General features: G+C 34.7%; 7 protein-coding genes. 3 read left to right on the top strand and 4 right to left on the bottom strand.

From position 1 onward, the window contains the following. Window positions 1-745, top strand: a 745-nt coding sequence (locus BZK24_RS06705; protein WP_077656946.1) for a CpaF/VirB11 family protein, incomplete at its 5' end; no start/stop codon positions are given. Between the two features lie 626 nt (window positions 746-1,371). After that, complete coding sequence (locus BZK24_RS06700; protein WP_242423428.1) at window positions 1,372-3,057, top strand: type IV secretory system conjugative DNA transfer family protein; 1,686 nt, start codon at window positions 1,372-1,374, stop codon at window positions 3,055-3,057. Between the two features lie 225 nt (window positions 3,058-3,282). On the opposite strand, the gene BZK24_RS06695 is transcribed toward BZK24_RS06700, so the two are convergent. Continuing rightward, window positions 3,283-3,501 (bottom strand): hypothetical protein, encoded by a 219-nt coding sequence (locus tag BZK24_RS06695; RefSeq protein ID WP_241814622.1) that lies wholly within the window; start codon window positions 3,499-3,501, stop codon window positions 3,283-3,285. A 404-nt stretch (window positions 3,502-3,905) separates the two neighbouring features. Between BZK24_RS06695 and BZK24_RS06685 the strand changes: the two genes are divergently transcribed. Continuing rightward, entirely contained in the window at window positions 3,906-5,903 is a 1,998-nt protein-coding gene (locus tag BZK24_RS06685) for a relaxase/mobilization nuclease domain-containing protein (protein ID WP_242423427.1), read from the top strand. A 26-nt stretch (window positions 5,904-5,929) separates the two neighbouring features. Here the strand turns inward: BZK24_RS06685 and BZK24_RS06680 are convergent, their stop codons facing one another. From BZK24_RS06680 to BZK24_RS06670, 3 genes are all read right to left on the bottom strand, one after another. After that, the gene (locus BZK24_RS06680) at window positions 5,930-6,214 is read right to left on the bottom strand and encodes a hypothetical protein (protein WP_000394655.1); all 285 of its coding nucleotides are present in this window, start codon (window positions 6,212-6,214) and stop codon (window positions 5,930-5,932) included. Between the two features lie 76 nt (window positions 6,215-6,290). After that, entirely contained in the window at window positions 6,291-6,953 is a 663-nt protein-coding gene (locus BZK24_RS06675; protein WP_077656943.1) for an AAA family ATPase, read from the bottom strand. A 266-nt stretch (window positions 6,954-7,219) separates the two neighbouring features. Continuing rightward, entirely contained in the window at window positions 7,220-15,631 is an 8,412-nt protein-coding gene (locus BZK24_RS06670; RefSeq protein ID WP_077656942.1) for a helicase-like domain-containing protein, read from the bottom strand. Between the last annotated feature and the right edge of the window lie 114 nt (window positions 15,632-15,745).

Below are 15,745 nucleotides of genomic sequence, written 5' to 3'. Positions count from 1 at the left end.
AATGTTTGATTTAAAACACCCACAGCTCGCTACTTCTATACCTTACACACAATTTCGCGTGCATGCTTTACATCCTGGTGTTATTGCTAATAGCAATATTGCGATCAACATTAGAATACCTAGTCTTTTTAAATTCCCTATTGAGAGCTTTAAACTTTCTCAAAAATGTTTAGAGAAGAACATGACTTACCAACAAATTATCAATGCAGTGATGGATGCAAAAAACATGCTCATCGTAGGTGGGACAAGTAGCGGTAAGACTTCTTTTGCAAACTGCTTACTCAATTTTATTCCTTTAGAAGATAGAGTGGTTACTATAGAAGATAGTCCTGAACTTCATATGGAAAATCCTAATCAAGTTAATATTTTGGTAGGAAAAAATGAAGATAGCTTTTTTACCTATGAGCAAGCTTTAAACTCGGCTATGAGAATGACACCTAAAAGGCTTTTGCTTGGCGAACTTGACACAAGAAACACTTCTTTATTTTTAAGGCTCTCTAACACAGGGCATAGTGGTATGATAAGCACTTTACATGCCAATAGTACTAAAGATGCCTTTGAAGCTATTTCTATGAATATGGCAATAAGCAGAAATGAAGTAAACCCAACCGCTCTTTTAAATTATTTTTGTGCTGGAATAGATTATTTAATCCATTTGAAATTTAATCATAAAACCCATGAGAGAGAAATTACAGATTTTTTAGATGTCAAAACAGATTTAAAACAACTTTTAGGATACGAATGAAAAAGAATACCAAACCTTATCAAAACTCTAAACTTAAAAATGGTGGGAAACGCTTGGTGTTGGTTTTAGAAAAAAACGCTTATGAGAAACTCAAAGAATTATCTAAAAATCACTATATGCCTATTATTTACTTGTTAAGTATTGTATTAGCACCTATTGTATTTTTAATTGCGTTATTCTATTTAATGGACATGAAAAGCTTTCACTCTACCATTTTGCTCAGTCAAGAAATTTTTGCAAATTTAAAACATTTTAAATCCTTTAAGCTCCAAATTCACTTGGCTTTTATCTACGCTCTTACTCCGTTGATTTTCACTATCTATTTGTTTTTTAAGGGCGTGAATATGAATAGTCATGGTAAGGCTAAATGGGCTAGTATTAAAGATATTGAAACCTACAAATACTCGCTTGTTTCTTGGGTTAAATCCATTTGTGCTTTGTTTTTTCTGTCTTTATTTGCTCCATTAAGCATCTTTGCCATTTTCAAAAGGCACTTAATAATCTTTTGTAATGAAAGAGTGTTTGAAGATAAAACAGGTTTTAGGATTTTTGATTTCAAAACCTACTATAACACATTAAAGATTATAATAAGACAAATTTTTTACGAAAATCTTTTAAGCGGTTTGATGCTGATGCTTAAAAATCAAAAAACTTATTACCAAAACTTATTGGAACACCTAAAAGGCTCTATGTTATTAGGTTTAAAAAAAGAAAATCCCATCACCTTAAATTTTGATAATGGACTGCCTTTGGGAGTGTATAATGTGATGACTAGAGCTAAAGTAGTGTATTATAATTCCCCCCTTTCTACTTTAATTGTTGCTCCTCCTGGTGCTGGTAAAACTTCTGCAGTAGCTATCCCAACACTTTTGAGCGTGCCTAGCTCTTGTGTGGTGTTAGACATCAAAGGCGAATTATGCGATTTAACAGCTGGATACAGACAAAAGCATTTTAAAAATAAGATTTTCATTTTCAATCCTTATGGAACAGATAATAGTTTATACTTCAATCCTTTTGATAAGAAAATTGTTTCTAAAATGAGCTTTAGTGAAAAACGCCGTTTGGTTGAAGAGATTGCTAACACTATCTTTAACGAAAAATCTCAAGACCCTCATTGGGTAGAGCAAGCTAAGAATGTCTTTACTTTCCATGCATTGTATGAGCTATGCGTCAATGAAGAGACCACCCTTTTTGAAATTGCTCTATCATTAGACAAAAACTACACTCCTTTGATCAATAAAAGAGGGCGTTTCTACCCACAAGTTTTTAAATGTGTTGAAAAAAGCAAAGAGGAAGGTGGTGGTTTTGAGATGAATAATGATGGCACTTACATGTTAGATAAAGACGCTAATGGAATACCTATACAAATTGCTGATGTTGATGTTAGGAAATTATGGTATCAACAAGTGGCTGAACAAATTTACATTGATGTTGATAAAAAAGAAAACTATGATGGCACAATTAACAAGTTAGAATTGAAGCTAGATAAAGACAAAATGCCTATTTTAGAAGAAGGCATGTTAGATCCTTTCATGCGTTCTTATGCAAACAGATGGTCGAATGCTAACGACAAGGAATTTAGCTCTATCAAATCTACTTTTGACAGATTTATGCAAGTATTCACGGATTATAGAGTTAAAAGAGCGACCTCTAAAATGAGTTTTGAATATGAAGATCTAAGAAAAGACAATATCACTCTTTACATTAAAATAGCTCAAACAGATATTGACATTATTGCTCCATTGATTAGAGTGCTTTTAGAAAGCATAGGCAAAAACTTGCTTTTAAAAGAAAGCAAAAGATTTGATGAAAGAATTTATTTTATATTGGACGAGTTTGTTAGATTTGGAAAACTCAGTTTCTTGTTAGAAATGCCAGCATTGAGTAGAAGTTATGGAGTGGTATTGCTTTACATCACTCAAAGCAATGCAATGATTGAAAAATACTATGGCAAAGAAGACGCTAAGATTTTAAACGGCACGGTGAATTATAAGGTCCTTTTTAGAATGAACGATTATGAATATGCACAACAAATTTCTAATGAAATCGGCAAGATGACCAGAAAAACACGAAGCCACTCTACAGAAAAAGGACAACTCATTATGGGGGGGACTTCTAGTATAGGAAAAGAGGCGTGGGATCTGGTTAGTCCGCAAGATATTCTAAATATTAATAAAGATGAAGTGATTATATTAGTAGGCGGTCATCAAGCCAAACCTTTAAAACTAAAAGCGAATTACTATTTTAGAAATCCCAAAATGACAAAATGTTTGAATTGGGAAGTCAAGCCTAATGAAGAAGTGTTTTCCTAATTGTAAAAAAAAATTGTATAAGTATTTCACTTATAAACTTTTAGCATTGTGGTTTAAGTGCTTGACTCATGCATCAAAGCATACAACCGTTACAAACAAAGCACTTAGTTTGTTATGAGCAAAGCACACAAGATTTTAGCTAAAAAATAAAGGAAGTTGATACTTGAAAGCAATCAAGTATTTAAAAAACTATCAGTCATTTTGAAAAAGAAAAAGTAAATTTTTTCACCAAATATTTTCAATAAGATAAGTGATTTCTTCTTGATATTTTTTAGGATGGTTTGACAACTTTTTCCCAAACACTCTGCCTTTTTTCAGCTCGCTTTGCAATTTGCGATAGAATTTTCTCAACTCCTTGATCATGTAATTTTCATACTCTCTGTCTTTTTCAGGCGACAACTGATAGTTTTTTTCCACAGCACAACGCATGATTTCAAAATGCATTTTATTCTCATAATGAAACTTTGTTAAGCGATCTAGCTTTCTTTGATGGGCCAATTTTCTCTTTTGCCACTCAGTCATCGCAAATTCACTCCGTTATTTGAGTTTCAGTATTGTAGCATTTTCTAACAAAATTCCAAAAAATAGCCAAAAAAAGGGGTCTCATTTTTAAGGTTTTTTTAAGGAACTCCCGTAACCCCCTTGTTTAGCGGTCTGCATAAGACACACCTACTCAAAAAGTACACATTTTTTTCTTTTTGAGTGTTATCCTGCCCTTTTTTTGGGTCTTGAAAAAACACCATTTTTTTGCTAAAGTGAATGGTGTGAAATTTTGGTTCTATTAGGGATTTTTTCACCTTTTTGAATACCAAAAGCGAAATCAAGTTCGCAACAAAGGGGAAGAGTTTTTGAGTGGTTTGAAAAACTTTGAAAGAATAGAAAAGAAACGCTATTCTTACAAAATGCATCAAGTTCTTTTAGACGATGAAGAAGAATCTCTTTTTGAATATGAAGAAATACGCCCTAAAAAAACTCCTAAACCCAAACGATCTTATGATGAAGTTTTCACGACAGCTATTCAAGAATACATAAAAACTTTCACCTCTCAAATTGAAACTTCTACTTTGAACTCTAATGTGAAAACCGATTCTAAAAAACAAGTTGTGATCAAAAACATAGGCAACATGACACAGCTCCACACTAACAAGGCGATGGATTACATTGCTAAAAATGGCGAGTTGGTTAGAGATGAATTTTTTAGATGGATTGATTATGACATTATTGCTAACGATTGGAATGCAGATTTCACTGAGTTGAGAAGTAAAAATCCTAGATTGAAAAACATGGCTATGCATTTAGTTTTTAGCCTTGATGAAAATCTGCATCCTAGTAATTTAGCAATTCTAGAATTAAGCGTTTATAACTCTTTGATTGACACGCTAGGATATGACTATCCTTTTATGATTAAACTCCATACACACCAAAACAAACCACACGTTCATGTAATCATCAATAAGACCCACAAATTTACAGGCAAACAATTACGCTTTGCTAATAAGCGGTATGTTAGAGAATTCTTTTTTCAATTGAGAGAAAGCTTTCAAGACCAGTTATATATCCATTCGCATGGTAGGTTGAATTATTCTAACGAACCTAATATTCAAAAAAGAATAGCTGGAATTAATGAAGAGCTATCCAAACTTATTTCACAAGGTCAAGAACAATTTAAACAAAATTTTAATCATAATGAGTTTTTTGATAAGGCTTATGATAATGCTCATAGGGAAATGAAACTTCTAGCTAGTGTTAAAAACAAAGAACTAGACAAGTTAGACTTCATTAAAATTAAAATCATCACTTCAAAAGCGATTGAGCTTTTAGAAGAAAATTTTGAAATAGATGATGAGCATATGGTATGGCTTGAAAAGTTTTTAAATGAAAAATCCGCTAAACATGACTTAAAAGAACTAAGCATTTTAAAAAAAGGAACTTACAAAAAAGTTATGGAGAATAATTGCCATATCAAGAATTTTGATAAAGCTTTAAAAAACAAAAAGACTTCTCTTTTAGAAAAACAACGCTTGCATTCATTAAAACAAAAAGCCCTAGCGTTCAATGAATTTTTTAAAGAGCTACAAAATTTTTATAATAGCGTTAAGAAAATCCATACACTAGAGCAAAAAATAAATGCACTTGATAAGGCTTGCTCTAACTACATCAATATGCCTAATAAATTTCATGCTCTCAATAGGGCTTATCATGCAATTGTTCAAAAAAGAAAAGTTTATGAATTGTTAAAGCCGTTACAACATCATGGTGCAAACAAAACGATGACTAAAAATCTTATTTTGTTGGAAAAAGAAATTAAAGAACATAACAATGACACTAGAAATGCTTTAGGTATTGTGTATAGCTATCTGTCTTATTCGCAGTTAGCACTCAATGACAAAACAAATTCATTCGCTCTTAATAGACACTTAAAATATTTAAACAGTATTGCATTGATTGCAAGCGATACTTTAAGAGCTGAAAATGTTAATGAGACTAACCACTCTTGCATTGAATTTCTAAAAAATCTTGCCCAAAGAGAAAATGAAACCATGGAGCTTTTAGAAAAACGAAAAAATTTCTGTATTGAAAGAAAAAAGCGACTACAAATTGAGATTTTAGAATGTGAATATAATGGCAAAAAATTAGCTCGCCTTAAAAAGTCGTTGCAATTTTTAGAAAAAGAATTAGAATTGCAAAAGAGTGCAAGTAAGGGTGTGGCTAAGATAACGCTAAGAGTGTTACAAGAAATGGTGTCTTTACAAAATGCACAAAAATCGCAACAAGAAGTTTCAAAAAATACCGAACCAAAACACAATTTGAAGCAATGCTCTAGAGATGATGGGTTTGAAAGATAGCCTTACGAACAAGGCATGATGTGAAATCACAACTTGCTCGCCTTATCTAAAAGCATTTGCTTCATTTCTTTTTTCTTGTGTTCTAAATAAAAAACAATAGCGTCTTGAACAAACACGCTTTTATTTTCCCTGAACGCTCCAAATTCATTCAAATACTCTTCTACGCTATTCATCACTTTCTCTGAAATATAGAGCGTGTGGGCTTTTTTCCTGTCTTCTTTTTCATGTTGGTTTGTTTCATGCTTGTTGGCATTCTCAAAGCGATTTTCTAAATCGCTCAGCCTGTCTTTTTTAGTGTTTTTAAATTCCATATTTATCCTTTAAAGTAGATTGTTTTTAATATCATAACACAATTAAGCGTTATTTAGAATTAAACTATAAATTATACTATTTCATTTTTTGCCCCCCTAAATACCCATTCAATTCATCATAGAATTGAGACCATTCGTTTTTAGCTTTATTGTCATTGTATTCCATCACGCCCATGCCTTCACTCACTGAACGCTTATAAGCTATCCTTTCGCTTAATAGATTATCCATTAAAAACACGCTTTCATTAGCGTTATTTTGGTTGATAAAATCAATGAGAGCTTTTTTCTCTTTAAGGGTGGGGATAGTAGGGATACGGTTCATCACAATACAAGCTTTCAAGTTTTCATTCAACGCTTGGATGTCTCTAATCCTTTCTAGCATGTCTAATAGCACCGCTGTGTCTAGTTGGCTTGGCGTGGTGGGTATTAGCACCCAATCGCTCAATAGCATAGCCCTTTGGCTTTCTTTGGAATGTTCGCCTTTAGTATCAATAAGGATATATTCGTATTTATCCGTCATCTGTTTTAAAGTGTCTGTAATGTTTCCTGTGCGATTAAAGAGCGTGAAATTGGGCAAATTGGTTTCGCTTCTAATATTGTTGAACACTTCCAAACTTTTTTGGCTATCAGTGTCTAATGCGGCAATGTCTTTCTTGTCTAGCAATAATTGGACGCACAAATTCAAACACAGAGTGGATTTACCGCTCCCCCCTTTTTCATTAGCTATGGTGATTATCATCGCTTATTCCTTTAGAATTTTGTTAAATATATTTTAAAGATAAATAGCTTAAAAGTATATAAAATAGAAAAACTTAATACTATTTTATTGTAAATAGTTATGTTATCTTTTAGTTCTTTTTGAAATGATTAGCAGTGTTTTATTATTGGTGGTTTTTTAGGGTGTTTTTAAAAAGGGAAAAGTTTAGAGAAAAAGAATATTAAAAGGCATTACGCCAAATTCAATAACATTATTTAAACACATGTTATTGAAAGCATTAGTGGAACTCACATCTCGTAATCATCATTAGCCGCTTTTTTCATTGGGCTATACGCTTCTTGGTTGGTTTGCGATTGGCTTGCTCTTTTTATCTCTTCCTTCTCACTCTCTAAACTCGCTCTTTTTTCAGCGTTCAAATTCTTTAAGACTTCTTTAGATTTAGGGTTGAACGCAGGCTTATAATCTCTGTCTTTGCTCATTTTAGCTAAATCATCTATTAGAGTTTTATGATCCCATTTTAAAGCTTGCAAGTATTCTAGTCGTGGGTAAGAAGGTTTTTGCTCCACTAATCTTGTGTATTTAGCGATATTTTCTTGAGTGGTTTCAATGGAGTTTTCTAATTCCTTGATTTTTTCAGGGAGTTTAGTGATAGCGTTATCCAGTCTCTTTAAAAACCCATCAAATTTGATCTCAGCGCAGAAATTATAAGAGCTAAACATGTTGGCAGTATCGTTTTTATAAACCATATTGCTAGGGCTATAGGCAATATTGGGATTGTCTTTAGGGCTTAAACTAAACTCCACTTGATACTTAGTTTTATAAGCATTCACCACAAAGCCCTTGTATTCTAAAAGCTTATAATCTTCTTCTTCATTCACAAACAAGGTGTTCAAGTTGCTTGCAAATTGCTTTTTAATAGCGTCTAGCTTTTCTTTATTTTGTTCGGCTATTTGCTTGTTTTGTTCTTTGAGTTTCTTGTGCGTTAATTCTTCACTCATAGAGGCGTTTTCTTTTAAAGGCTCTACCTCTTTAACTTTGATAAGCTCATAATCCTTACTTTCTTCATTTTTCAAATCATAGAGCTTGATCTCTGTATGAGTGGGGATTATCACGGAGCTTTGAAGCGTTTCTAAATCTTTCAATTCCTGTTTAAGATAATCCAATTTAGAAGCGTTGTTTTTTAAGCTTTCTTCATTGAAGTAATGCTCTTTATTGAAAGCTTTGTATTTTGATTCTTCGCTTTTAATCTCCGCTCTCAATTTGACTTCTTCAATAATCAAGGGATTGCCTGTCGCTTCTGCTTTCATCTCGCTCGCATTAGAACTACCCATATTAAAGTCTTCTAATTCATTCAAGCCTAATTTGTGCGCGTTTCTAAATTGCTCTATGCCTTTAGATTTAGTCTCTATGATTTGCCACATACGGCTATCATAAGTTTTTTCAGTGGCGTAGCGATAGATTTTCATTCTAAAGTTTTCAGGATCATTTTGGTGTAAAATATTGCCTTGCCTTATCCCACGCCCTTCCATTTGCAGCAATTCATCAGGCCTCCATGGGCAATCTAATTCATGCATAGCGACTAATCTTTCTTGCACATTAGTGCCTACTCCCATTTTAGCGGGACTGCCTAATAAAACCCTGACTTCGCCACGATTGAGCTTTTTAAACAAATCCTGCTTTTGTTCTTCGGTTTTAGCGTCATGGATGAAAGCGATTTCATTTTGTGGGATACCCATTTGGACTAAATGCCTTAAAACATCGCTATAAACATCAAACGAACAGCCTTTAGCTAGTTCTTCATCTAAATTGACGCCTTTAGCCTCTTTCTCTTTGAGTTCGTTTTCTAATTCTTTCTTGCTAGGCGCGATGAGATTGCCATTTTCATCATAGCTAGACAAGCTCTCTAAAAGTTCTTGAGCTTCATCTAGGGGATTTTGTTTTTCAAGCTCATGATCGTTATCTGGCGCTTCTAAACTCACTTTTTGGCTATGGGTTTTGGGCGTGGATAGCCCTATGAAACCAAGTTGTGTGCCTTTAGTGGCATGAGTTTCTAAATAATTCTCATAGATGTTTTCTGCCATAGCATAGCTTTTAGAAAATTCTTTTTCTACTTTAGCGTTAGGGTCAATCAAGCGGTAATCCAAAGCCACTTTTCTAGCGTCTGTGGTGCAAGAAAGGATATTGTCTTGCCCTTTTTTGCTTTTCTTGCCCTCGCATTTTTGCATCCTATCAATGATAGATCCTTCATTATATTTGCCATTTTCATCCGCCACGCCAATAAATTGAGCCACTTCTTCGCTTCTTTTCACCACCACATTGATAGGCTTATCCCCATACACTTTAGGCACAAAGTGGGGGTTATGCTTTAAAATGTCATCATTAGAGACAATATCTGCAAAAGCTCTATACATGGTGCTTAAGCCTTGCACATCGCTAAATTTAGAAAAGCGATTAACCATTTTATAACTTTGAGCGCTAGTGTCTAATTCAAAATCATTCACCACTTCCCCATAAGTCTTAGCCCAATCATCAAAGAATTCTAACCCTCTTTCTTTGAGCGCATCAGGGGTCAGGTAGCGTTGCAAGTGATACATTTCACTCAAGGAATTAGCTATAGGCGTGCCGGTTAAAAACATGATTTTCTTATTGTTTTGATGCAAGTAGCGCGTTTTAATAAACAAATCTCTGGCGCGATTAGAGCCTTGTTGGTTACCAAGCCCTGCAATTTTTTCCATAGAAGTTTCAAAGGCTAGATTTTTGAATAAATGGGCTTCATCCACAATCAAATTATCAATCCCCATTTGACTAATATCAATATGAGAGCCTTGTTTTTCTAAAATCGCATCGTATTGAGCGCGGATTTTATCCAGCTTGTTTTTAAAGGCTCTTTCATTGGGTTTTTTATTTTCTCTAGGGTTATTTTTATAAGCCAGTTCTTGCCTTTCAAAGTTTTTTTCAGCATTCACTAGCTCTTCTTCTTTCAATCCTTCTATGATTTCTCTGGGGTTAGACAACAATTCCAAATGGGTGTGCGCGATAATCACAGCGTCGTAATTGTTGTTGGCGATTTGATTGTATAAAAGCTCTCTTTCTTTTTCAGTGATGTCCTTGCTATCAACGACTAACACATTAGCGTTAGGGTAAGCCTTATAAAATTCATCGCCCCATTGCTTGGTTAAATGGTTAGGCACGGCAATGAGCGTTTTATTCACTAATCCCATGCGTTTTTGTTCCATGCAACTGGCTATAGCGCACAAAGTTTTGCCTGCTCCAACCTGATGGTCTAAACACACCGCCCTGTCTTGGATGGTTCTAAAAATAGCGTTCTTTTGGTGGGGTCGCAATTTGATATACTGGTTAAAGCCCTCTAGTTCTAATTGCGAGCCATCATAAGTTTTTAAAACCAGGTTATTGAAAGTGTCATTATAGATTTGCTCTAAATGGGTTCTTCTTGCATAGTCTTTATAAATCCAGTCTTTAAAGGCTTCTTTCAATTCTTCTGCTTTTTGTTTGGCGAGATTGCTTTGCTCTTCATCAGCGATAAAGATTTCTTTTTTAGGGTCATTAGGATCAACTTGGGCGTATTTAACGCTCAAATCCTTATTATTTAAAACCCCATTTAAAAGACTTTCAAAAGGCGCTTTATAAGAATGCGGCTTGTCTTTATGCCTGATGCCATAAAGCTCATTCAATCCATCGCTTCTAATAGAAACTTCATAAGCGCCGTTTAGGTGTTCTACTTTGATGTCTTCTTTGAGATTGCCTAGTTGGTAATCTGTCATTTTATCGCCGTATTGCTTTTCATAATGGTTAGCGCTCAATTCTATTAAAAACTCTTCTAAATACTGAGTGGGTATCCAAGGGCTGTTGATATTAGCCATGATTTCAGTGGCTTTCAAATCTTTAGGGATAATCAGCTCTAAATCTTTCACATTCGCCTCTAATCCTTCCACGCCTTGATTGATGGCTTTTTTAACTTCTTTGAGTTTTCTTTTCACATTACCACTCAAATAATCGTTCGCTAAAATATAATCGCCATTATCTTTGTGGTCTTTATAAATCAGCTTTTGCTCTAAAAGTTCTTTAATCGTGGTTTCTAAGCTTTGGGTTGCGAAATGAACTCTAATGAAATGCAAATCCAAACCCCCTTTTTGATTGATGCTTGCAATTAATGCCTCTTTAGCGTTAGTGATAATAAGTTCTTTTTTAGGGTTTAAAGTCCTTTCAAAAAAGATTTGAGCTTTTTTAGCTTGAGCTTGCCTTGGCTCTATGTTTTGCATTTTAGCGCTTCTAGGGGTGATTTTTTTTTCAAAGTCTTTTTCTAATCCTAAGACTTTAGCGCCATACAAATCTTGTTTGATGTCCTTGCGGTTTTTGTTTTCATTGAGATAGCCAAATTTCTTGACAAATCCATCATAAACAAGATTGAGTTTAGCCCTCTTGTTTTCTAGCTCTAAATCAGAGCTTAAGGGGTTTAATTCCGCGCTCGTTAAATCATTCAAAGCGTCTTTGATTTTAAAATAGACTTTTAGTCGTGAGTCTTGGGCTTTAGAGTTGATTTTAGTGGGTCTTAAAAAGATGCCTATTTTATTATCTCGCTCCAGTTTATAGTAGAGATTATCCCACTTGACTAATTCCCCCCTTTCTAAATTTTTGATAAGTTTTTGGACTTCTTGATAGCGTTCGTTATTTGCATCAATGATGAGAGCGTCTGTTTTAAGGGTAGTCTTATGGTATTGATAGACATCTTTAGGCAATTTTTCTATCGCTTGTTGAAACGCTTGGGATAAATCCAAGCTCTCATCTTCTAAGGCTTGCAACTCGTATTTATAAATTTGTTCGCCATTGATTTCAAAGCTATAGCGGGTTTTTTCCAAACTCAAATGCCCTAGAATATTTTCAGGGTGGTGGATAAAGTATTCATTTAGGGTTTGTTCGTTGAGATTGATGCTATTCTCACCAACTTTATCCATGAAGTCTTTGATGATCTTATAGTCTTGTTCGCTGTAGCCAAAGTTAGTGGTGTCTATTTTTTCATACCATCGTTGCAATTTTTCTTGTTTGAAACCAAAATGGTTTGCAATCGCAATGACAATCTTAAGTTGGTCGCTAGGGATAAAACTATCAAAGCGGTTGTTTTGTAAGGCAAAAAGGGTTTCATCATCTAAGCTATTAATGATCTTGTCATAATAAGGCATAGCTTTAGTGAAGCTTTGATTGATAGCTTCATCAACGCCTTTTTTAAAAAACACAATGTCGCTACTCACTTCTGCTCCTGTGCCTTTAAACACGCTATTAGGCAATCTTATCGCTCCTAAAAAGGTGGCGTTTTTTGCGATGTATTCTCTCATTTTAGGGTTTTTAGCATCCATAAACCAAGAACTCACCACAAACGCCCCTATGCCATCATCTTTCAATTCCTTAATCGCTTTCCCTAAAAAGTAATTATGAACGCTCTCGTTACTCAATTCTTTGTCATAAAAGCTATAGATTTTATGATTGCCATAAGGAGGATTGCCCACAAACGCATCGTATTCTTGATAGAATTGGTGCTTTTCTAAAGCGGTGTTTTGGATGACTTGATTAGGATAGAGGAATTGAGAAATACTTGCACTAGTGGGATCTAATTCTGTTCCCACAAAGCGGTAATTCTTATCGCTTGGCGCATGAGCGATGAATTTGCCTGTGCCTAAACTGGGTTCAAAGATTTCTTTTGGATGGTTGTCGTTATTAAACCCTAATCGATCTAAAGCCTGATAAATGCTATCAATAACCAATTTAGGGGTGTAATAAGCGTCTCTTGTGCTTGAATAAGCTCTTCTGAATTCATCTTTAGTGAGTAAGGCTTTTAATTCTTCAAATTCTTTAGGGTGTTGATCTTTTTTAAAGTAGCTCTCTAAAGCGCCCCATCCGCTAAATTGCGCTAGGATTTCTTGCTCTTTTAAAGTAGCGTAATAATCGCCTTTTAAGATCTTTTGTTTGGCTTGCAATTCTTTTAAAAGCCTAATAGCTTTTATGTTAGCCTTATAGCGAGTTTTAGCTCCTTTAATTAAAACTTCTTCGCTCGGCTTAAAATCCATTTTAGGATTAAGGGGGATGGGTAGCGTGGTGGGTGTTTCTTGCTCTTGTGTTTCTTGTTTTAGCGTGGTTTGCGCGGTTTCTTGAGTGTCTTGCTCTTGCGCGGTTTGTTCTTGCGCGTTATTCAACTCTACGCTATTGTCTGTTATTTTGCTCTCTTGTGTGGGATTTAATCCTACGCTATTAGAGATAGCGTTTAAATCAATGGCTTGACTATCCAAAACATTGAATGCGTTTAGCGTTTCATTCGCTGTTTCAATGGATTTTTTAAGGCGATTTTCTAAAATCTCTAATACTTTTTTAGGGCTGATTTTTAATTGGAATTTGTCATAAAAGATTTTAGCCGTAGGGTCTTTAAGGAGCTGCATCCCTACAATGCTATCTTTTAAAGGCTCGTTGTTTTGAATGGCTTCTAAGAGCCTAGATCTAAAGTCAGGCTCGCTCGCTATGGTGTTGTTTCTAATAGCGTTAAGCAGGCTTTCTAAATGGTCTAAATTTGATAAAAGTCCTCTCTCTTGATCCCTGTCTTCTTCAAGGTTTCCAAGTCCATTTGGTGCGCTGAGTCCTGCATGATGTAATCGGCTTTGAGCAAGTGGTAATACTGATTGACTTGAGCTTCCTTGAGCAATTCCATATCGCTCACTCCTTGCGCTCTCTTGATTTGCGCTTCCATTCTGTCTAGGGCTTTTGTCTCCATTTTCGTTTGTTCTATTACTGCTTTTATCAAGCTCATTATCGTTCTTTTTTCTTTGGTTTTCATGGTCTGTGGGAAATAATGAGCCCATCTGTCCATGATCAAAAAGGCGTAAGCGTCCAGTCTGTCCTGGCTGTTCTCTAGAGAGAGAAAGCCCCAAATCTCTGGAGCTATTTTGCTGATGAGATGGGGATTGCGGTGGCTGTGATACTCCTCTCGTATCTTGGGATAAATCCCCTGTTTCTCTGCCTCTAACATCATTTTGATGTCCGCTTGTTTCTTCTCTTTGGCTAGTCTTTGTTGTTCTTGTTGATATTCTATCATCTCCACTAGATAAAAGGTCATGCTCCCCATGCTCTCTAAGGGATGTTCCCCTAGAAACAAGTCTTGTGTCGCTAGACTGAAGAATTCCTTCGCTTGTTGTTTCTCTAGGCTCATTATGTAGGGTAAGGTCTTTGTCTTGAAGGTTTCTTGAGGGCGTCTCCTCTTGAATGCGTTCGCCCATTTCCTTTTGAGTGCGTTCTTGCGTCTCTCTGGGTGTGCGTATGGTATGTAAGTCTCTATGAACTTCTGTTCTAACTCGCTCAATCCTTGCATCATGTCTGTTTCCATTTTGTTCTCCTAAATTCTGTTGCTCTAATTCTAAATCAGCAATGCTTAAATTTGGATTATTATTATCATTATTTTTAATAATATTGTTAGAAGTATTAGTCTCTATTGTATTTTTAATAGGGTTATTGTTATTTGCGCTATAATTTTGCCGCTCATTGCTACCCTCTTTAGCTTGAATGACTGCTTCATTCAAGCTTACCAATTTGTTATAACGCTGTTTGTAAGCTTTTTCAAAATTGTTCATGTCTCTTAAGATTTCTTTGAAAGGTTTGATTTCTCTTTGATTCCCATCGCCATTAACATAAACGCTTTCATAGTATTTTTGCAATTCAATTTTTGCTTGAGCGATTTCTTCTAAACTCAAAAGATCGCTTTTTAAAGAATAATCTCTGTCTTCTTGCATAGCGCTTTGTTCTTCTTTAGTCCAGCCTAAAATAGAACCATTATTAAAGAAAAATTGTTTAATCTTATTAGCGTTATCTATGCTGAGATGGTTTTCTTTGAGTTTATTTTCATTGATAAGCCTGCTTATTTTCCAAGCAAAATTCGCGTAATCATCTTTGTCTATCCAAGAATAATAATTTGTTGCTGAAAGCAATTTTTGCTCTAGGATTAAAGCATGCGCTTCTTTAGCTAATTCAAATTCTAGTTTTTTAATTTCTTCATTGTCATTAGTATTTATTTTGGTATTTTCATTGTTTATTGATTCAAAAGGCAGTTTGTTATAGAGCTTAAAATACTCATCGCTAGAAATACTGGGGATTATTTCTCTTATTAATTCGCCATCTTTTGTTGTTTCTACTTCTTGGTAAATGTCTTTAAGATAGTCGTATTCTTTAGCGATTTCATTGCCATTTTCTAAGGTTTTCTTATGCGTTTCATTATGGTAGGTCAATTGGATTTCTAAACCTTGCTCTTTCAATTCTTCTAAGCTGTTTGTGTGGGTTAGGATTTCAATTTCTTTTGAAAAAAACTCTTTGTTGTTTATAGTGTCAATCAGATCGTATCTTTTAGTGATGCGCCTTTCAAACCCTTCCTTATTCGCTTCATAAACACGAGAACTTTCTTTTATCTCACCATTAGCAAAGAAATTGACATCTTCTTTACTATTGTCCTTATACACTCGTTTTTCAAAGCTTAAATACTTTGCCCATTCAATAGGATCTCTAGAGATCATGCTTGCTTTATTGATTTGCGTTTTCACGACATAAGGGAGTGGATCTTGTATTTCAATAGGATTGTTTGTTTCAGTATCGCCATTATCTAAGATGCTAAATAAATTCGGTTGCGGGTTTTTAACTTTCTTTTTTTGCATGTGTAATCCTTTAGAGTAGATTTTTACAAGTAAAACCAAATTTGAGAAATAAAGAAACGCACATTTTTTTTCAAAATTAGGGCATTTTTTAAAATCCATGCGCCTTTTTTCATT

The organism is Helicobacter pylori, assembly GCF_001998165.1.
GTDB lineage: Bacteria > Campylobacterota > Campylobacteria > Campylobacterales > Helicobacteraceae > Helicobacter > Helicobacter pylori_DL.
Note: the sequence above shows the minus strand (reverse complement) of the source record. Positions and strands in the feature narration are given on the sequence as shown.